17 protein-coding genes are annotated in these 20,268 nt (G+C 61.6%); 9 read left to right on the plus strand and 8 right to left on the minus strand.

Annotated elements, in window-relative coordinates; genetic code table 11:
- Window positions 1-142: 142 nt before the first annotated feature.
- From P3S72_RS22855 to P3S72_RS22875, 5 genes are read left to right on the plus strand one after another with little or no spacing between them, the layout of a single operon-like run.
- Window positions 143-1,036, plus strand: coding sequence for an EamA family transporter (locus tag P3S72_RS22855; RefSeq protein WP_276197980.1), 894 nt, complete (start codon window positions 143-145; stop codon window positions 1,034-1,036).
- A gap of 35 nt (window positions 1,037-1,071) precedes the next feature.
- Window positions 1,072-2,934, plus strand: coding sequence for a molybdopterin-synthase adenylyltransferase MoeB (gene moeB / locus P3S72_RS22860; protein WP_276194341.1), 1,863 nt, complete (start codon window positions 1,072-1,074; stop codon window positions 2,932-2,934).
- Window positions 2,935-2,957: 23 nt separating this feature from the next.
- Window positions 2,958-3,872, plus strand: coding sequence for a PLP-dependent cysteine synthase family protein (locus P3S72_RS22865; RefSeq protein WP_276194342.1), 915 nt, complete (start codon window positions 2,958-2,960; stop codon window positions 3,870-3,872).
- A 37-nt stretch (window positions 3,873-3,909) separates the two neighbouring features.
- Window positions 3,910-4,902: a serine O-acetyltransferase gene (locus tag P3S72_RS22870; protein ID WP_276194343.1), complete on the plus strand. Its 993-nt coding sequence runs from the start codon at window positions 3,910-3,912 to the stop codon at window positions 4,900-4,902.
- A 2-nt stretch (window positions 4,903-4,904) separates the two neighbouring features.
- Entirely contained in the window at window positions 4,905-5,633 is a 729-nt protein-coding gene (locus P3S72_RS22875) for an alanyl-tRNA editing protein (RefSeq protein WP_276194344.1), read from the plus strand.
- A 66-nt stretch (window positions 5,634-5,699) separates the two neighbouring features.
- Here P3S72_RS22875 and P3S72_RS22880 read toward each other — a convergent pair whose 3' ends face one another.
- The 8 genes from P3S72_RS22880 to P3S72_RS22915 form a co-directional block, all read right to left on the minus strand.
- On the minus strand, window positions 5,700-6,770 hold the full coding sequence (locus P3S72_RS22880; protein ID WP_276194345.1) for a hypothetical protein: 1,071 nt from the start codon (window positions 6,768-6,770) through the stop codon (window positions 5,700-5,702).
- Window positions 6,771-6,957: 187 nt separating this feature from the next.
- Window positions 6,958-8,442, minus strand: a complete 1,485-nt coding sequence (prpD, locus tag P3S72_RS22885) for a 2-methylcitrate dehydratase (protein ID WP_276194346.1) — start codon at window positions 8,440-8,442, stop codon at window positions 6,958-6,960.
- 197 nt (window positions 8,443-8,639) lie between these two features.
- The gene (prpF, locus tag P3S72_RS22890; protein WP_276194347.1) at window positions 8,640-9,830 is read right to left on the minus strand and encodes a 2-methylaconitate cis-trans isomerase PrpF; all 1,191 of its coding nucleotides are present in this window, start codon (window positions 9,828-9,830) and stop codon (window positions 8,640-8,642) included.
- A gap of 11 nt (window positions 9,831-9,841) precedes the next feature.
- Entirely contained in the window at window positions 9,842-12,436 is a 2,595-nt protein-coding gene (gene acnD, locus P3S72_RS22895) for a Fe/S-dependent 2-methylisocitrate dehydratase AcnD (protein ID WP_276194348.1), read from the minus strand.
- Window positions 12,437-12,627: 191 nt separating this feature from the next.
- Window positions 12,628-13,755 (minus strand): 2-methylcitrate synthase, encoded by a 1,128-nt coding sequence (gene prpC / locus P3S72_RS22900; protein WP_276194349.1) that lies wholly within the window; start codon window positions 13,753-13,755, stop codon window positions 12,628-12,630.
- Window positions 13,756-13,796: 41 nt separating this feature from the next.
- Window positions 13,797-14,690, minus strand: a complete 894-nt coding sequence (prpB, locus tag P3S72_RS22905; protein ID WP_247401165.1) for a methylisocitrate lyase — start codon at window positions 14,688-14,690, stop codon at window positions 13,797-13,799.
- The gene (locus P3S72_RS22910; protein ID WP_276197981.1) at window positions 14,687-15,406 is read right to left on the minus strand and encodes a GntR family transcriptional regulator; all 720 of its coding nucleotides are present in this window, start codon (window positions 15,404-15,406) and stop codon (window positions 14,687-14,689) included. The genes prpB and P3S72_RS22910 overlap by 4 nt, the downstream gene beginning before the upstream one ends.
- A gap of 46 nt (window positions 15,407-15,452) precedes the next feature.
- Window positions 15,453-15,635, minus strand: a complete 183-nt coding sequence (locus P3S72_RS22915) for a hypothetical protein (protein ID WP_276194350.1) — start codon at window positions 15,633-15,635, stop codon at window positions 15,453-15,455.
- Window positions 15,636-15,682: 47 nt separating this feature from the next.
- On the opposite strand from P3S72_RS22915, the gene P3S72_RS22920 reads away from it, so the two are divergent.
- From P3S72_RS22920 to pabB, 4 genes are all read left to right on the plus strand, one after another.
- Window positions 15,683-16,231 carry an ATP-dependent zinc protease gene (locus P3S72_RS22920; RefSeq protein WP_276194351.1) on the plus strand — a complete coding sequence of 183 codons (549 nt, stop codon included), beginning with the start codon at window positions 15,683-15,685 and terminating at the stop codon, window positions 16,229-16,231.
- A 5-nt stretch (window positions 16,232-16,236) separates the two neighbouring features.
- Window positions 16,237-17,769: an inactive transglutaminase family protein gene (locus tag P3S72_RS22925; protein WP_276194352.1), complete on the plus strand. Its 1,533-nt coding sequence runs from the start codon at window positions 16,237-16,239 to the stop codon at window positions 17,767-17,769.
- On the plus strand, window positions 17,769-18,755 hold the full coding sequence (locus P3S72_RS22930; RefSeq protein WP_276194353.1) for an alpha-L-glutamate ligase-like protein: 987 nt from the start codon (window positions 17,769-17,771) through the stop codon (window positions 18,753-18,755). The genes P3S72_RS22925 and P3S72_RS22930 overlap by 1 nt, the downstream gene beginning before the upstream one ends.
- Window positions 18,756-18,854: 99 nt before the next feature.
- Window positions 18,855-20,198 (plus strand): aminodeoxychorismate synthase component I, encoded by a 1,344-nt coding sequence (gene pabB, locus P3S72_RS22935; RefSeq protein ID WP_276194354.1) that lies wholly within the window; start codon window positions 18,855-18,857, stop codon window positions 20,196-20,198.
- Window positions 20,199-20,268: the final 70 nt, after the last annotated feature.

Consider the following 20,268-nt stretch of genomic DNA (forward strand, 5'->3'; position numbering starts at 1 on the left):
GCTTTTACGGGTTCAATCGCCGAAAAAAATAACTTATTACAAGTTCAATATAGAGTTCAATTCCGGCTCAGGGAAGTAATAAACGATGCCAATGTCCGCCGTTCTCGAAAACGCCGCAAAAACAAAAACTCAAAAACAGTGGTTGGCCGGCCTGGTGACCAGCGTGATGTTTCTCATCGTGTGCCTGAGTTGGGGCACCACCTGGCTGGGTATCAAAATTGCCGTGGAGAGCGTGCCACCGCTGACCTCCGCCGGCCTGCGCTTTCTGATCGCGTTCCCGCTGTTCCTGTGTTTCGCCATGGTGCGCCGCGAGCCGATCCTGTTCCCCCGGGAAAGCCGTTGGTTCTTCGTGTTCGTAACCCTGTCCTACTTCAGCGTGCCCTATTACCTGCTCAACTACGGCGAGATGCATGTCTCGTCCGGCCTCACTGCCCTGCTGTTCAGTTGCATGCCGGTGTTCATCCTGATTTTCTCAGCGCTGTTCCTGCGCGAGCGCATCTACTTTTCCCAGGTGGTCGGCATCGGTATCGGCTTCGGCAGCCTTTACATGATCATCAAGAGCCAGGGCCTGCACCTGGACCACGCCGAGTTCTTCGGGGTACTGGCGATTCTGAGCGCTGCAATCATGCATGCCTTGTGCTACGTCATTACCAAGCAAAAAGGCAGCGCCATCAGCGTGATCACTTACAACACACTGCCCATCGGAATCGCCGGGCTGATGCTGTTCGTCGCCGGCCTGTGGTTTGAAACGCCGACCTTCGAAGCCATCACCCTGCGCTCGTGGGGCGCCTTGTTCTACCTGGGCCTGGTGGCGTCGGTGGGTGGTTTCATCGTGTATTTCATGCTGCTTAAGCGCCTCAGCCCGATCATCCTCTCGTTCGTGTTCATCATCTTTCCGGTGTTCGCCGTGATCATCGGCGCCTGGTATGAAGGCGTGGCGATTTCCCGCGACCTCATGCTGTACTCGGCCATCCTGCTGGCCGGTTTTGCGATCACCAAGTTGCCCATCGAAAAACTCATGGCCAAGAAAAATTGACCCTCCCGGCCCTCACACAGCAACGCGAGAGAAACATGGACGTCCTCCGCCCAGAAGCCCTGGAACAGATCTACGCCCACGCCAGCCGCAGCTACCCCGAAGAATGCTGTGGCTTCGTCTTCGCCGACGGCAGCGTGTACCTGGGCAGCAATATCCAGAACGAGCTGCACCGCAAGAACCCCGAGATGTACCCGCGCAGCGCGGCCAACGGCTACACCTTTTCAGTGGCCGACACGCTGCTGCTGAACAAAGCATTTCGCAGCGACAACCCGGTGGTGGTGATCTACCACTCCCACCCCGACGTCGGCGCCTATTTCAGCGACGAAGACCAGGACAAGGCGCTGTTCATGGGCGAGCCGATCTACCCCGTCAGCTACCTGGTGGTGGACGTTCGCCAGGGCCGGGCCCTGGGCTCAAAGCTGTTTGCCTGGGATAGCAAGCATTTCGCCCTTCAACCGCTCAACGACCTGCACACGGAGTTGTCCATGAACGCTGTCTCTTTCCCCGACATTCTGGTTCGCGTGGCCAAGCTGCCGGAATCGACCCTTGAGGGCACCGGATCGACATTGCGCGAAGTCATTGAAAACCTCTGCAGTAGCCACCCGCAATTGCGTGCGCACCTGTTTCACGAAAAGAACAACCAGCTCAAGGAACACTTCCTGTTTACCGCCGAAGAAGCGTTGATCAACGCAGACGACCAGCTACCGGAAAAGGCCAGGATCGAAGTGCTGCTCGCCACCTCCGGCGGCATCGACGTCGACAGCCTGAGCAATGAAGAAGTCCAGCGTTACGTGCGCCATATCACCCTGCCCGGCGTCGGTCGCGAAGGTCAGTTGAAGCTGAAAAAAGCCAAGGTGCTGATCATCGGCACCGGTGGCCTGGGCTCGCCCATCAGCCTGTACCTGGCGGCGGCCGGCATCGGCACCCTGGGGCTGGTGGATTTCGATGTAGTCGAGAGCAGCAACCTGCAACGCCAGATCGTCCACGGCAACAGCACCTTGGGCATGTCCAAGGTCGCGTCCGCCAAGCAACGCTTGGAAGACCTCAACAGCCACATCCAGATCAACGCCCACGACACCGCGCTGACCGCCGACAACGCTCTGGAACTGGTCGGCGCCTACGACCTGATAATCGACGGCACCGATAATTTCGATACGCGCTACTTGGTCAACGACGCCTGCGTGCAGTTGGGTAAACCCCTGGTGTATGGCGCCATCTACCGTTTCGACGGACAGATCAGCGTGCTCAACTACAAGGGCGGGCCTTGCTACCGCTGCCTGTTTCCCCAGGCGCCCCCAGCGGAGCTGGCGCCTAATTGCAGCGCGGGCGGGGTGATCGGCGTGCTGCCGGGGGTGGTCGGGATGATCCAGGCCACCGAGGCGATCAAATTGCTGATCGGCATCGGCGAACCCTTGTCCGGTCGCCTGATGCGCTTCGATGCGCTGGCGATGAAATTCAGCGAGATCCGTTTCAAGCGACGCGCCGACTGCCCTTGCTGCTCGGAACTGCGCCATAGCGAAACCCTGGCGCCCGCAGTCTGCGCCGACGCCATACCGAGCAAACCCAGCCTGGCCGAAGAGCGCTACATCAAGCCTCAGGTACTCAAGCAACTGCTCGAACGCCACAGCAGCGCCGACGTGCTGCTGGATGTGCGCGACGCGAGCGAGCTGGAGGTCTGCAAATTGCCGGGCGTGGTGCATATCCCCCTCGCCGAACTGGACGGCCAGCTCGACAACCTCAGTCGAGACAACACCCACTACCTGATCTGTTACGCCGGAACCCGCGCCGAGCAAGCGGCCAGCACCCTGCTGGCAGCCGGCTTCGCCAACACCAAAGTTCTGCAAGGCGGCATGAAACACTGGGTTCGCGACGTCGAACCCGACATGCCTTTGTACTGATCACGGCCCTGGGTAACGACCTGATGTTGCATAACTCAATTCTCGACGCCATCGGTCACACACCGATCGTGCGCCTGGCGCAGTTTTCCGAAGACCTTGGCATCGAGGTCTACGCCAAACTGGAATCCCTCAACCCCGGTGGCAGCCATAAGGCACGCATCGCCTTGGGCATGATCCTCGACGCCGAGCGCCGCGGCGTGCTGATGCGCGACGCCGGGCAAACCATTATCGAACCCAGCGGCGGCAACACCGGCATTGGCCTGGTGATGGCCGGCAACGTGCTCGGCTACAAAGTGGTGCTGGTGATCCCCGATAACTACAGCCCCGAAAAGCAGAAACTGCTGCGCCTGTACGGCGCCAAGGTGGTGCTGTCGGACAGCCGCCTCGGCAACAATTCCCATGGCGAAAAGTGCATGGAGTTGCAGCTAGAAAACCCTAGCTACGTGATGCTCAACCAGCAACGCAACGGTGCCAACCCACAGACCCACCGCGACACCACCGCGCCGGAAATCCTGCGCGCCTTCGGTGAGCAGCGTGTGGATTACTTCGTCAGCGGCATCGGCACCGGCGGCCATATCACCGGCATCGGCGAGACCCTCAAAGCCGCCTGGCCGACCCTGCGCGTGATGGGTGTGGAGCCGGAGGAATGCGACCTGCTGAAAAACCAGCACGCACCGCACCATATCCAGGGCCTGTCGATCGGCTTGATCCCGAGCATCCTCAACCTGGACGTGCTGGACGGCATGCTCAAGGTGTCGCGTGAGGAATGCCTCGACATGATGAAACGGATCATGCGCACCGACGCCATCAGCCTGGGCCTGTCCTCGGCCGCCAATATGGTGGCCATCGCCAAGCTCGCCCCCGAGTTACCGCCCGAAACGGTGGTGTTGACCATGGTCTACGACAATGCCGACAGCTACCTGCCCAGTTTCGAATAACCGGTTATCCAACCATCCAGAATGCGGGGGTGCCTCCATGGGCGGCTTTATCGACATGCAACATCTGCACGATGAATTGCTTACCCACCTCATCAAAACCCTCACGCCCACGCAAATGAAGCAACTGGAGCCGCACTTGGCGCCGCTGGTCCAGAACGCCGCCCAGGCAGTAGCCGAGGACCTGATTGCCTACGCCTACCGCGACCCGGCGTCGCGCGGGCGTGGCGAGTTGATCCTGGAGTCCTATGCCTCGTTCAAGGCGGTGCTGTTCTATCGCATCGCGCACCAGGTGTGGCATTTCCCCGACCAGACCAACGGGATGTTTTCGCGCATCGCCCTCAAGCTCAGCAACCAGGGCAAGATCCTCTCCGGCGCCGAAATTCACCCGGCAGCGCGCATCGGTCGACGCTTTGTGCTCGACCACGGCTACGGCACAGTGATCGGCGAAACCTGCGAGATCGGCAACGACTGCTACATCCTCTGCGGCGTAACCCTCGGTGCCCGTGGCATCGCCAACAACCCCGACGGCAAGCGCCACCCGCGCCTGGGCAACAACGTCGAAATCGGCTCCGGCGCCCGCGTGTTGGGCTACGTGCAGATCGGCGACAACGTGTTTATCAGCCCAGCGTGCGTGATCACCCAGGACGTGCCAGCGGGAACCAAGGTCAAGGTGGTCAACCAGATCCAATTGCAAAAGAACGACGAATCGGAGCACAGCAGCTACCTCGGCGCCTTCGCCCTTGATGAGCGCCTGCACGTGGTCGGCGAGATCAGCACCAGCCACAAGGTCACGGTGCTGGACGCGGACTTTCACCCGTTGCAGGGGCTGATGCTGGAACCCACGGTGAAAGAACGCCATCACCTGCAATTTCGCCTGCGCCGCATCGAAATGGCCGACCGCCTGCCACGCCTGCCGCTGAACCTGAAAGTCTGCGGGCCGGAATTTGAAATCACCCTGCTTTCCCCCCCTGGCTTGAGCGCAATGGTGCGTCACCTGCTGCAAGCCAGCCCATTGATTGTCGGAGGTTGAACATGTCTGTGCACACCATGGAAACCCTGGCGCTGTTTGACAGCGCGCCCTACCAGAATGCCTTCAGCGCCCGGGTGATTGCCGTCAGCGAATACGGCATCGCCCTGGAGCACACGCTGTTCTACCCCACCGGCGGCGGGCAACCCGGTGACACCGGCCACTTCACCCTGGCCGACGGCACGCGCGTCGACATCGTCGGCACGGTGCGCGACCCGGTGCAGCGCTCGATCATATGGCACCAGGTGGAACACTGTCCCGAGCAGTTGAGCGCTGGGGTGCAAGTGGACGCCAGCCTCGATTGGGACCGGCGTTACCAGCACATGAAAATGCACACTTGCCTGCACTTGCTGTGCTCGATCATCGACGCCCCGGTCACCGGCTGCAGTATCAGCGCCGACAAGGGACGACTGGATTTCGATCTGCCGGAAATGACCCTGGACAAGGACAGCATCACCCGCGACCTCAACGCGCTGATCGAACAGGCCCATCAGGTGCAAACCCTGGCGATGCCCGCGTCAGAGTACGCAACCCTACTGCAGATCACCCGCACCCAGGCGGTGGCTCCGCCAGTGATCCAAAGCTCAGTGCGAGTGATTGAAATTGCCGGGGTCGATATCCAGCCTTGCGGCGGCACCCATGTGATCAACACTGAAGAAATCGGTCGGGTGTTTTGCGAGAAGATCGAGAAGAAGAGCAAGCATAACCGTCGGGTTATTTTGCGCTTTGAATGAATGTCCAGCGGAACAGGGTCGATGCGGGTGCAGGCGCCCACATTGACCCGTTTTTCATCGCTGACCTTAACCCTTCAGCGAATTGATCTGGTTACTCAGTCGCTCAATTTGCTGTTGAAGTTGGGAAATCATCTTGGTGAACTCAGCCATCATGTGATCGAGGCGCGCACGAAGTTGCTCATTGTCGCGTGCAAGATCGTCGAGGGTACGAGGCGTCTGGCTTGATTCATCAGACCGGGCCGACGGCTTACTTTCGCTGGACTGCGCCGCCGGTTTGGCTTGGTTGGACTGGCCTGACGCCGCACCTTGGTTGGCTTGACCCGATGCTGCACCTGGGCTCGCCTTACCCGACGCCGCGCCTTGGTTGGCTTGACCCGATGCTGCACCTAGGCTCGCCTTACCCGATGCGGCGCCTTGGTTGGCATTAGGTGCATCTTTGGCCGGCATGTTATTCGCCGCAGCCTGCTTGCCGTTGCCTGCGCCTGGTGTCGCGGGAGGCGTGCGGGTTTCAGGGGTATCTGCCCCGCCCAACTTCTTAGTCAAATCACCAATCTGGCCTTGAAGCGCTTTAACTGTCGAACTAAACCAGGATTCCAACTGATCGAGCTTATCGCTCAGGAGCTTATTGTTGGCAGTCAACCGCTCAAGGCTGGGAGGTGCATCGCGCCCGGACGCTTGTGTATTTTCTGCAGGGGCGCGCGCGTCAGGCGACTTGCTGTTCTGCTGCGCCGCCGGGCCACCACGAGTACTTGGGTTCGACGGAGCAGCCTCGTTTCCAGGGGTTGTCTTCGCATTGTGGTACTGAGTGAGCTGGTTTACTTGCGCCTGGAGCTTCATGATTTGCGGCGCGAGCTTAGCGACCATCTGATCATATTTTTCGTTTAATTGTTTATTCTGGCCAGCGAGCCGTTGTAGCTGATCGGGCACGGCGCTTTTTGCGGCAGACGACGCGTTGGCCAGCTCCCGATGAGCTAGCTGCGGCGCATTCATAGGCTGACGGGAAGGCCCCGAAGACGGCTGGGGGCTAGAATTGCCAGACGCCTTGGCACTGTCTTCACCGCGAATGGGCGTGGGCTTCGGGGACATTTCATAGCCGACGGTGTAGGGCGTTGGCTGTCGATTGTTTATGCTAGTCATAAAAGCGCCTTCTCAGATTCAGGTGTTTATTCGCAAGCGTCGCTTGCCAGATGACCCGCGCCTGCAGGGCATCTGACACCTGATTGGTTTCTATCTGAAAACGGTTCCTGAGATGTAGGACGCATGAATCGCAAGGTGTGTCGGCGTCAAAACCTAGCGTTCAGGAACGTGCGCAACAGCGACACCTTCATATCACCCATAAATCCACAAAGCGATTCACCGGCGTCGCTTCAAGCCGCGCCTGATCCTTGCACAACGCAAAAATCCCGGCACTGCGCTGGGCAGTAAAACGCGTGGCCAGGTTGACCTTGAACTTGTCTTCCAGCAACGGAATGCCGTCCACCCGGCGACGGCGGTGCCCGATCGGGTATTCCACCGCCACCTGCTCGGTGTGGCTGCCATCGTTGAAGAACACCTGCACCGCGTTGGCGATGGAGCGTTTATCCGCCTCCAGGTACTCACGGCTGTAGCGCGGTTCTTCGACGATCACCATCTTTTCGCGCAGCTCGTCGATGATCAGGTGCGCGGCGTGGAATTCATCTTCGTACTGCTCGGCCACCAGGTTACCGAAGGCCAGGGGCACGGCGGTCATGTATTGCAGGCAGTGGTCGCGGTCAGCAGCGTTGGCCAACTTCCCGACCTTGGAAATGATGCGAATCGCCGACTCATGGGTGGTGATCACGATGCGTTCGATGTCATGCAGGCGATCGACAACCTGCGGGTGCAAGGTCACTGCCGCTTCGCAGGCGGTTTGCGCGTGGAACTCGGCGGGGAAACTGATCTTGAACAGCACGTTTTCCATCACATAGGTGCCGTAGGGTTGGGACAAGCTGAACGTGCGCTTGTCTTCGGGCTTGAGCGCCAAGTCCTTGTTGGTGTGGCTGAACAGCACGTCGTAGAAGCCCCATTGCGGCGCGCTCAACACGCCGGGAATGCCCATCTCGCCACGTAGCGCGATGTCCGCCAGGCGCACGCCGCGACTGGAGGCATCGCCCGCCGCCCAGGATTTGCGCGAACCGGCGTTCGGCGCGTGCCGGTAGGTGCGCAATGCCTGACCATCGACAAAGGCGTGAGACAGCGCCGAAAGCAGCTGTTCGCGGTTGGCGCCCATCAGCTTGGCGGTTACCGCCGTGGAGGCGACTTTCACCAGCAGCACATGGTCGAGGCCGACGCGGTTGAAGGAGTTTTCCAGGGCAATCACACCCTGGATCTCGTGCGCCATGATCATCGCTTCCAGCACTGCGCGCATGGTCAGCGGCGCGTCGCCATTGGCCACGCGTTGTTGCGAAAGGTGGTCGGCCACGGCAAGGATGCCGCCGAGGTTATCCGAGGGGTGGCCCCATTCGGCGGCGAGCCAGGTGTCGTTGTAGTCGAGCCAGCGCACGATGCAACCGATGTCCCAGGCGGCCTTGACCGGGTCCAGCCGGAACGACGTGCCCGGCACCCGTGCGCCGAACGGCACCACCGTGCCCTCGACCAGCGGCCCCAGGTGCTTGGTGCATTCCGGGAACCGCAGCGCCAGCAGGCCGCAACCGAGGGTGTCCATCAGGCAGTTGCGGGCGGTGTCCAGCGCGTCCGGCGAGTCGATCCGGTAGTTGAGGACGTAGTCAGCGATGTCCTGCAGGACCTGGTCGTAGTCGGGACGGTTGTTCTGGTCGACGTTGGCGCTCATGGCTGTTCTCCAAAGTGGGTGGGGGTCAGTCCTCGGGCTCACGGTTACTGGAAGCAGATCTTGGATGCCTGCCTGGGAATAGAGATCCCTTGTGGGAGGGGCTTGCCCCCGATGACGGCGGGTCAGTTAACGAATGTGTCGACTGGCACACCGCTATCGGGGGCAAGCCCCCTCCCACAGGGGATTGGTGCTGGGTTTTAGAACGCGTCGCCGGGCACGCGCACGAAGCCTTCCATCAACACCCGAGCACTGCGGCTCATGATGGCCTTCTTCACCACCCATTCGCCGTTCACCTGGGTGGCTTCGGCGCCGACACGCAAGGTGCCGGACGGATGCCCGAAGCGCACCGCATTACGCTCCACGCCGCCCGCCGCGAGGTTGACCAAGGTTCCGGAAATCGCTGCGGCCGTGCCGATCGCGACCGCTGCGGTGCCCATCATCGCGTGGTGCAACTTGCCCATGGACAAGGCACGCACCAGCAGGTCGATATCGCCGGCCTTGATCGCCTTGCCGCTGGAGGCCACATAGTCCGCAGGCTTAGCCACGAAGGCCACCTTCGGCGTGTGTTGACGCAGGGCGGCTTCGTCCAGGTGCTTGATCAGACCCATGCGCAACGCGCCATGGGCCCGGACGGTCTCGAACATCGCCAGGGCCTTGGGGTCACTGTTGATCGCGCCTTGCAGCTCGGTACCGGTGTAACCCAGGTCTTCGGCGTTGATGAAGATCGTCGGGATGCCGGCGTTGATCAGCGTGGCCTTGAAGGTGCCGATTCCCGGCACCTCCAGGTCGTCGATCAGGTTGCCGGTGGGGAACATCGAACCGCCGCCGCCCTCTTCTTCCGCTGCCGGGTCCATGAACTCCAACTGCACTTCGGCGGCCGGGAAGGTCACTCCGTCCAGTTCGAAGTCGCCGGTTTCCTGCACCGCACCGTCGGTGATCGGTACGTGGGCGATGATGGTCTTGCCGATGTTGGCCTGCCAGATCCGCACCACGGCCACGCCGTTATGCGGCACACGGGCTGGATCGACCAGGCCCGCGCTGATGGCGAAGGAACCCACCGCCGCCGACAGGTTGCCGCAGTTGCCGCTCCAGTCGACAAACGGTTTGTCGATGGCGACCTGGCCGAACAGGTAATCCACGTCATGCCCGGCGCGGCTGCTCTTGGCGAGGATCACGGTTTTGCTGGTGCTCGACGTGGCGCCGCCCATGCCGTCGATCTGCTTGTCGTAGGGGTCGGGGCTGCCGATCACCCGCAACAGCAGGGCATCGCGCGCAGCACCCGGCACCTGCGCCGACTCGGGCAGGTCCTGGACGCGGAAAAACACGCCCTTGCTGGTGCCGCCACGCATGTAGGTGGCGGGGATCTTGATTTGCGGTACGTGTGCCATGGTCATCCTCTTCAGACGGTCGCCGCCGATTCCAGGAAGTCCTGGGCAAAACGTTGCAACACGCCGCCCGCCTCGTAGATCGACACTTCTTCAGCGGTGTCCAGGCGGCAGGTCACCGGCACTTCGACACGTTCGCCATTCTTGCGGTTGATCACCAGGGTCAATTGCGCACGCGGGGTGCGTTTGCCGACCACGTCGTAGGTTTCGCTGCCGTCGATCTTCAGCGTGTGACGGTCGGTGCCCGGCAGGAACTCCAGCGGCAACACGCCCATGCCCACCAGGTTGGTGCGGTGAATGCGCTCGAAACCTTCGGCGGCAATCGCTTCCACACCCGCCAGGCGCACGCCCTTGGCAGCCCAGTCGCGGGACGAACCCTGACCGTAGTCGGCGCCAGCGATAATGATCAGCGGCTGCTTGCGTTCCATGTAGGTTTCAATGGCTTCCCACATGCGTGTGACCTTGCCTTCCGGCTCGATGCGCGCCAGGGAGCCCTGCTTGACCTTACCGTTTTCCACCACCATTTCGTTGAACAGTTTCGGGTTGGCGAAGGTGGCGCGTTGCGCGGTCAGGTGGTCGCCGCGGTGGGTTGCGTAGGAGTTGAAGTCAACTTCCGGCAGGCCCATTTTCGCCAGGTATTCGCCGGCGGCGCTGTCGAGCATGATCGCGTTGGATGGCGACAGGTGGTCAGTGGTGATGTTGTCCGGCAGCACCGCCAGCGGGCGCATGCCCTTGAGCGGACGCGCACCGGCCAACGCGCCTTCCCAGTACGGCGGACGGCGGATATAGGTGCTTTGCGGGCGCCACTCATACAGCGGCGCGACTTTCGGGCCGGTGTCTTCGTGGATCGCGAACATCGGGATATACACTTTGCGAAACTGTTCCGGCTTGACCGACGCCTTGACCACTGCGTCGATTTCTTCGTCGCTCGGCCAGATGTCTTTCAGGCGGATTTCCTTGCCGTCGGCGTCGAGACCCAGCACGTCCTTCTCGATGTCGAAACGGATGGTGCCGGCAATCGCGTAGGCTACCACCAGCGGCGGCGAAGCCAGGAAGGCTTGCTTGGCATACGGGTGGATACGCCCGTCGAAGTTGCGGTTCCCCGACAACACAGCGGTGGCGTACAGGTCGCGGTCAATGATCTCTTGCTGGATCACCGGGTCGAGCGCACCGGACATACCGTTGCAGGTGGTGCAGGCGAAGGCCACCACACCGAAACCGAGTTTTTCCAGTTCGTGCCCAAGGCCGGCTTCTTCCAGGTACATGGCCACGGTTTTCGAACCGGGTGCCAGGGACGACTTGACCCACGGCTTGCGGGTCAGCCCCAGCTTGTTGGCGTTGCGCGCCAGGAGGCCGGCAGCGATCACGTTGCGCGGGTTGCTGGTGTTGGTGCAACTGGTGATCGCGGCAATGATGACCGCACCGTCGGGCATTTGCCCCGGTACGTCATCCCACTGGCCGGAGATGCCTTTGGCAGCAAGGTCGCTGGTGGCGACACGGGCGTGCGGGTTGCTCGGGCCGGCCATGTTGCGCACGACGCTGGACAAGTCGAAGGTCAGGCCGCGCTCGTATTGGGCGCCTTTGAGGTCGTCAGCCCACAGGCCGGTCAGGCGGGCGTATTGCTCGACCAGGGCGACTTGCGCGTCTTCACGGCCGGTGAGTTTCAGGTAGGCGATGGTCTGCGGGTCGATGTAGAACATCGCCGCGGTTGCGCCGTATTCCGGGGCCATGTTGGAGATGGTCGCGCGGTCGCCCAGGGTCAGTGCCGATGCACCTTCGCCGAAGAACTCCAGCCACGCACCCACCACTTTCTGTTGACGCAGGAACTCGGTCAGCGCCAGCACCATGTCGGTGGCGGTGATGCCCGGTTGCAGCTTGCCCGTCAGCTCCACGCCGACGCTTTCCGGCAGGCGCATCCATGACGCGCGGCCGAGCATCACGCTCTCGGCTTCGAGGCCGCCGACGCCGATGGCGATCACGCCGAGGGCGTCCACGTGCGGGGTGTGGCTGTCGGTGCCGACGCAGGTGTCGGGGAACGCCACGCCGTCACGCACCTGGATCACCGGAGACATTTTCTCCAGGTTGATCTGGTGCATGATGCCGTTGCCCGGCGGGATCACGTCGACGTTCTTGAAGGCCTTTTTGGTCCACTCGATAAAGTGGAAGCGGTCCTCGTTGCGGCGGTCTTCGATGGCGCGGTTTTTCTCGAACGCGTCCGGGTCGAAACCACCGGCTTCAACGGCCAGGGAGTGGTCGACGATCAGTTGGGTCGGCACCACCGGGTTGACCTGGGCCGGGTCGCCGCCTTGCAGGGCGATGGCATCGCGCAGGCCGGCGAGGTCGACCAGGGCGGTTTGGCCAAGAATGTCATGGCACACCACTCGCGCCGGGAACCAAGGGAAGTCGAGGTCGCGTTTGCGTTCGATCAGTTGGCTCAGGGAAGCGTTGAGGGTGGCCGGGGCGCAACGGCGCACCAGGTTTTCCGCGAGTACGCGGGAGGTGTAAGGCAAGGTGGCGTAGGCGCCGGGGGTGATTGCCTCGACAGCCGCGCGGGCGTCGAAGTAATCGAGGCGGCTGCCGGGGAGCGATTTGCGAAATTCAGTGTTCATCGTCGGGACTCGGTCACGGTGATTACAAAAGGGACCCACTGATCCAGATTTGAAATGCGATTCAAATGTGGGAGAGGGCTTGCCCCCGATGGCGGTGTATCAGTTGCTATAGGTGTTGAATAACACTCCGCTATCGGGGGCAAGCCCCCTCCCACCTTTTGCCCTCATTTCAGTCCTGGAATCGTCGGCCTTCAGCGACGTTCGATTGGCACGAACTTGCGCTGCTCGACGCCGATGTAGTCGGCGCTTGGACGGATGATGCGGTTGTTGGCGCGCTGTTCGAACACGTGGGCGGCCCAGCCAGTGAGGCGCGAGCACACGAAGATCGGCGTGAACAGCTTGGTCGGAATGCCCATGAAGTGGTACGCCGAGGCATGGTAGAAGTCGGCGTTGGGGAACAACCTCTTCTGCTCCCACATGACCTTGTCGATGGCCTCGGAGACCGGGAACAAGACCTTGTCGTCGACTTCTTCGGCGAGCAGTTTCGACCAGCCCTTGATGACCTCATTACGCGGGTCGCAGTCTTTGTAGATCGCGTGGCCGAAGCCCATGATCTTGTCCTTGCGCGCCAGCATGGCGAGGGTGCCGTCGACAGCGTCCTCGGCCGACAGGAAGCGCTCGATCATTTCCATCGCCGCTTCGTTGGCACCGCCGTGCAGCGGGCCGCGCAGCGAGCCGATGGCGGCGGTGACGCAGGAATACAAGTCAGACAGGGTCGACGCGCAGACACGCGCGGTAAAGGTCGACGCGTTGAATTCGTGCTCGGCGTAGAGGATCAGCGACACGTTCATCACTTTGACGTGCAACTCGCTCGGCGCCTTGCCGTGCAGCAGGTGCAGGAAGTGACCGCCGAGGGAAGGTTCGTCGGTCACGCAGTCGATGCGTTTGCCGTCATGGCTGAAGCGGTACCAGTAGCACATGATCGCCGGGAAGGCAGCGAGCAGGCGGTCGGTGACATCGCGCTGGACGCTGAAGTCCTGCTCCGGCTCGAGGTTGCCGAGGAACGAGCAACCGGTGCGCATCACGTCCATCGGGTGGGCGTCGGCCGGGATGCGCTCGAGCACTTCTTTGAGCGCCTGGGGCAGGTCACGCAGCGTGCTCAGCTTGGCGCTGTAGGCAGCCAGTTCGGCCTTGGTCGGCAATTCGCCGTACAGCAGCAGGTAGGCGACTTCTTCGAACTGCGCATCAGCGGCCAGTTCGCGCACGTCGTAGCCGCGATAGGTCAGGCCGGCACCGGCCTGGCCCACGGTGGACAGTGCGGTCTGCCCGGCCACCTGGCCACGCAGGCCAGCGCCACTCAGTACTTTTGCTTCAGCCATGGTTACTCTCCAATTTTGTAGTTATCCGGGAGGCGCGTTCGTTACTTCTTGGCGGCGAACAGCGCGTCGAGCTTCTGCTCGAAGGTGTGGTAGTCGATACGATCGTAAAGCTCCATGCGGGTTTGCATGGTGTCGATCACGTTCTGTTGGGTGCCATCGCGACGGATCGCGGTGTAGACGTTCTCGGCAGCCTTGTTCATGGCACGGAAGGCCGAGAGCGGGTACAGCACCAGGGAAACATCGGCAGATTTCAACTGTTCGACGGTGTACAGCGGGGTTGCACCGAATTCAGTGATGTTAGCCAGGATCGGCGCCTTCACCTTTGACGCGAACAGCTTGTACATGTCCAGCTCGGTGATGGCTTCCGGGAACACCATGTCGGCGCCGGCCTCGATGCAGGCGGCGGCTCGTTCCAGGGCGGATTCCAGGCCTTCGACGGCCAGCGCATCGGTACGCGCCATGATCACGAAGCTGTCATCGGTGCGCGCATCCACGGCGGCCTTGATGCGGTCGACCATTTCCTGCAGGGACACGATTTCTTTGTTCGGACGATGACCGCAGCGCTTGGCGCCGACCTGGTCTTCGATATGGATCGCGGCGGCGCCGAACTTGATCATCGACTTGACGGTGCGCGCCACGTTGAAGGCCGAGGAACCGAAACCGGTGTCCACGTCCACCAGCAGCGGCAGGTCGCACACATCGGTGATGCGGCGCACGTCGGTCAGCACGTCATCGAGGCCGGTAATGCCCAGGTCCGGCACGCCGAGGGAGCCTGCGGCCACCCCGCCACCCGACAGGTAGATCGCCTTGAAGCCAGCGCGTTTGGCCAGCAGTGCATGGTTGGCGTTGATCGTACCGACCACCTGCAACGGGTGTTCGCTGGCGACCGCGTCACGAAAACGCTGGCCTGGAGTGCGGTTGTTACTGGAACTCATGACTCACCTCGCTGAGTGGCTGTCTGGGGAGCACCGCCTGGAAAGTGGCGGGCGATATTGCGTTTGGAGGCGCCGATGTGACGACGCATCAACAACTCGGCCAGTTCACCGTCGCGATCGGCGATCGCGTCAAGAATTCGGTGATGCTCGGCAAAGGCCTGGCGTGGACGATTGGGGGTCGCGGAGAACTGGATGCGGTACATGCGCACCAGTTGGTACAGCTCGCCGCAGAGCATTTGGGTCAAGGTGCGGTTGCCGGCGCCCTGGATGATCCGGTAATGAAAGTCGAAGTCGCCTTCCTGCTGGTAATAGCCGACACCGGCCTGGAACGCCGCATCCCGTTCGTGGGTATGCAGCACCTGGCGCAGTTCTTCGATCTCGGCATCGGTCATGCGCTCGGCGGCCAGGCGGCACGCCATGCCTTCGAGGGATTCGCGGATTTCATAGAGTTCGATCAGTTCTTCGTGGCTCAACGACACCACGCGAGCGCCCACATGGGGCACGCGCACCAGCAGGCGCTGGCCTTCAAGGCGGTGGATCGCCTCACGCAACGGGCCGCGGCTGATGCCGTAGGTGCGCGCCAGTTCCGGCTCGGAGATCTTGCTGCCGGGGGCGATCTCACCTTTGACGATCGCGGCCTGTATACGCCTAAAGACGTTCTCCGACATTGTCTGGGATTCTTCCGGGGAGACCACCGGAGCTTCCGATTGATCCAGCATATTGTCGACACCTTTTAAAAGCAATGCCGCAAAAACTAGCCAATTAGCCCTTCTTAGTCAAAGAATAAATCAACATTGTCGACAATCGTCTAATAACCAACGTTGCAGGCACCACGAGCATGGCCGCCTGCCAGCGCTGGCGCCAAAAAAGCATCATGTTAGAATAGCCGCCGCTTTTGCCTGACATCTCTTGATGAAACGGCGCACGAGGGAGCTTGCGCAGCAATGCCAGTCGCCTTGAATTGAACATCGCACTGCACCGCCTCAGGATTTATGAGACTCAAGCCCTTCCCCCGATTATTTTGCCTACTGTTCATACCGGGACTTATACCGGGGCTCTGTGCTGCCGCCGAGAAGACCGTGTATGGCCTCAACGAATACGCCAAGCTGGCAGATATCGACCTGGAAGTGGCAGCCAAACTCGACACCGGCGCCAAGACCGCCTCGTTGAGCGCGCGCGATATCAAACGCTTCAAGCGCAACGGTGAATCCTGGGTGCGCTTCTATCTGGCCATCGACACCGCCCATTCCCACCCCATCGAACGCCCACTGGCCCGCGTCAGCAAGATCAAGCGCCGCGCCGGTGACTACGATCCCGATGAGGACAAGAACTACACCGCCCGTCCAGTGATTGCCCTGGACATCTGCATGGGCAGCGCATTACGCAGCATCGAAGTGAACTTGACTGACCGCAGCGCTTTCCAATACCCGCTGCTGATCGGCTCCGAAGCGCTGAAACGCTTCGATGCGCTGGTCGACCCCAGTCTTAAATACGCAGCGGGTAAACCTGCCTGCGCCGCCGACGCTCATACCGCCGAGTAAACCGAATGCGCTCTCTGACCCTGCACCTGAGAATCCTGATCACCCTCCTGGTGGTGCTGGGTATTTCGGTCACCGCCTACCAGATCTTCGTGCTGGGCATTCCCGTCACCGAGGACGCCACCGATGACTTGTGGAACATCGACGCCAAGGTCGAGTTCGCCGCTAACCCGAAAGACCCGGTGAAGATCCAGATGTTCGTGCCGCCCCTGAGCCGCGACTTCGTCAGCCTCAATGAGAGTTTCATCTCGAATAACTACGGGGTCAGCGTCAACCGCATCGATGGCAACCGCAAGGTCACCTGGTCGGCGCGCAGGGCCAAGGGCAAGCAGACCCTGTATTACCGCCTGGTGCTGACCAAGCGTTACAGCGGCGAAAAGGTCAAGATCAAGGGCCCGACCTTCCGCGACAGCATTGCGGTGGAAGGCCCGGAAAAAATCGCCGCCGAAGCCCTGCTGGCGCCGATCCGCCAGCACTCGGCCGATGTGGAAACCTTTATTACCGAAGCCATCAAGCGCACCAACAACCTCAACGACGACAACGTCAAGCTGCTGCTGGCGGGCGACCCCTCCACGCCGCACAAGGCCAAGATCGTCGAACTGCTGCTGTCCATCGCCCACGTGCCGGTGGAAAAAGTCCACACCATCCGCCTCGTCGCCGACCAGCCGCAAACCCCGGAACTGTGGCTGCGCAGCTTCAATGGCAATGACTGGCTGTACTTCAACCCGGAAACCGGCGAACCCGGCCTGCCCGCCGACCGCCTGCTGTGGTGGACCGGCGATGAAAACCTGATCACCGTCGATGGCGGCAAGAAAGCCATGGTCACCTTCAGCCTGAACAACAGCGAAATGAACGCGATTCGCCTGGCCAAGTTGACCGACGAAAACACCGACGCCAATTTCCTCGAATACTCGCTGTACGGCCTGCCGCTGCAAACCCAGCAGACCTTCATGATCATGGTGATGATCCCGATTGGCGTGCTGGTGATCCTGATCCTGCGCAACCTGATCGGCCTGCAGACCCTGGGCACGTTTACCCCGGTGCTGATCGCCCTGGCGTTCCGCGAGACCCAGTTGGGCTTCGGGATTGTGCTGTTTACGATCATCACGGCGCTGGGCTTGTCCCTGCGCTCGTACCTGGAACACCTGAAGTTGCAGATGCTGCCAAGGCTGTCGGTGGTGCTGACCTTCGTCGTGGTGCTGATCGCGGCCATCAGCCTGTTCAGCCATAAGCTGGGGCTGGAGCGCGGGCTGTCGGTGGCGCTGTTCCCGATGGTGATTCTGACCATGACCATCGAACGCCTGTCGATCACCTGGGAAGAACGCGGTGCCGGGCATGCGATGAAAGTGGCGATCGGCACGCTGTTCGCGGCGTCGCTGGCGCACGTGATCATGAGCGTGCCGGAGCTGGTCTACTTTGTGTTCACCTTCCCGGCGATCCTGCTGATCCTGGTGGGCTTCATGCTGGCCATGGGGCGTTATCGCGGCTATCGCCTGACCGAGTTGGTGCGCTTCAAGGCCTTCCTCAAGGCTGACTCGTAATGTTCGGCTTCTGGAAGACCTGGAAGGCCCTGGAAGCGCGCGGCATCATGGGCATCAACCGGCGTAACGCCGACTACGTGCTCAAGTACAACAAGCGCAGCCTGTACCCGATCGTGGATGACAAGATCATCACCAAGGAACGAGCCCTGGCGGCCGGCATCCACGTGCCGGAAATGTACGGGGTGATCTCCACCGAAAAGGAAATCGACAAGCTCGACGAGATCATTGGCGGGCGCAGCGACTTCGTGATCAAGCCGGCCCAGGGCGCTGGCGGTGACGGCATCCTCGTCATCGCCGACCGTTTTGAAGGGCGCTATCGCACGGTGTCCGGCAAGATCATCAGCCATGAGGAAATCGAGCATCAGATTTCCAGCATCCTCACCGGCCTGTACTCCCTGGGCGGCCACCGCGACCGCGCGCTGATCGAGTACCGCGTGGTACCCGACCAGATTTTCAAGAGCATCAGCTACGAAGGCGTGCCGGATATCCGCATCATCGTGCTGATGGGCTACCCGGTGATGGCCATGCTGCGCTTGCCGACCCGCCAGTCCGGCGGCAAGGCCAACCTGCACCAGGGCGCGATCGGCGTGGGCGTAGATTTGGCCACCGGCCTGACCCTGCGCGGCACCTGGCTGAACAGCATCATCACCAAACACCCCGACACCACCAACGCGGTGGATGGCGTGCAACTGCCAAACTGGGACGGGTTCATGAAACTCGCCGCGGGCTGTTATGAGTTGTGCGGGCTGGGCTACATCGGCGTGGACATGGTGTTGGACCAGGAAAAAGGCCCGCTGATCCTCGAACTGAATGCGCGGCCGGGGCTGAATATCCAGATCGCCAACGACTGCGGCCTGACCCTGCGCACCCATGCGGTCGAGGCACGCTTGGAAGAATTGAAAGCTGCCGGCACGACGGAAACGCCGGACGAACGAGTGAAGTTCGTGCAGGCCATGTTTGGGCACATCCCGGCAGTCGAAGGCTGAACCGGCCTTCGATCTGTCTATCCCCGACATCCCCTCTAGGACCAAATCCTACAGGGGTCTACAATCCCCTCCCCCACGCCATCAGCTGATCCACCCCGCATGTCGACCTGCTCCGTATACCCACTGCCCTACCGGGCCAACCCCGCCGAGTATTTTGCGGCGATTCGCCATGCCCCTGGCGCAGTGCTATTGGACAGCGGCCGCCCGGTGGCCGAGCGTGGGCGTTATGACCTGCTCAGCGCCTGGCCCGAGGCGACGCTGGCGGTGCGGCCTGACGAGAGCGGCAGCGAATTCCTGCAACGCCTGCGGGAAAACCTTACGCAGTTGGGTGAAGCGGCATTGCCGGCTGGCTACGCGTTGCCGTTTGCCGGTGGCCTGATCGGTTACCTGAGCTACGATTTCGGCCGGCACCTGGAACAACTGCCGCACCGGGCGGTGGATGATCTGCACCTGCCGGACGCACGTTTTGGGCTGTATGCCTGGGCCCTGGTCAGCGATCACCAGGCGCAAACCAGCCAGTTGGTCTTTCACCCGGCGCTGGTCGATGGCGAGCGGCAGCGACTGATCAGCCTGTTCAGCCAACCCGGTGCAGAGACAGCGGCCGCTTTCAAACTCCACGGCCCCATGACACCGGACCTCAGCGCCCAGACCTACGCACACGCCATCGCACGCATCCATGCCTACATCCAGGCGGGCGACTGCTACCAGGTCAACTTCACCCAGCGCTTTCGCGCAGCGTGCAGCGGTGATCCCTGGGCGGCCTATTGCGCCTTGCGCGAAGCCTGCCCGACACCATTTTCCGGGTTCCAGAGCCTGCCGGATGACGGCGCGGTGTTGAGCCTGTCACCGGAACGCTTCATCAAGATCAGCCAGCGCCAGGTCGAAACCCGCCCGATCAAAGGCACCCGCCCGCGTGGCCTGACGCCTGAAGAAGACGCCGCCAACGCCGCCGAACTGCTGGCGAGCCCCAAGGATCGTGCCGAGAACCTGATGATCGTCGACCTGCTGCGCAACGACCTCGGCCGCACCTGCCGCACCGGCTCGGTGAACGTGCCGGAGTTGTTCAGCCTGGAAAGCTACCCCAACGTGCATCACCTGGTCAGCAGCGTCACCGGCGAATTGGCCGACGACAAGGACGCCCTGGATCTGATCGCCGGCAGCTTCCCCGGCGGCTCCATCACTGGCGCACCGAAGATCCGCGCGATGCAGATCATCGACGAACTGGAGCCAACCCGGCGCGGGCTGTACTGCGGCTCGCTGGTGTACCTGGACGTGCGCGGCGAGATGGACAGCTCCATCGCCATCCGCAGCTTGCTGGTCAAGGACGGCCAGGTGTGCTGCTGGGGCGGCGGCGGGATCGTCGCCGACTCGGAATGGCAGGCGGAATATCAGGAGTCGCTGACCAAGGTGCGGGTGTTGTTACAAACCCTGGAAAGCCTCTAGCGCAGCGCCCTTCCCGGCTTCGGGACGTAGCGCCCGAGCGCAGAAAAAACCTGAATCAGACGCGCTGTGG

It is taken from the genome of Pseudomonas sp. D3, from assembly GCF_029320995.1.
Taxonomy (GTDB): domain Bacteria; phylum Pseudomonadota; class Gammaproteobacteria; order Pseudomonadales; family Pseudomonadaceae; genus Aquipseudomonas; species Aquipseudomonas paraveronii.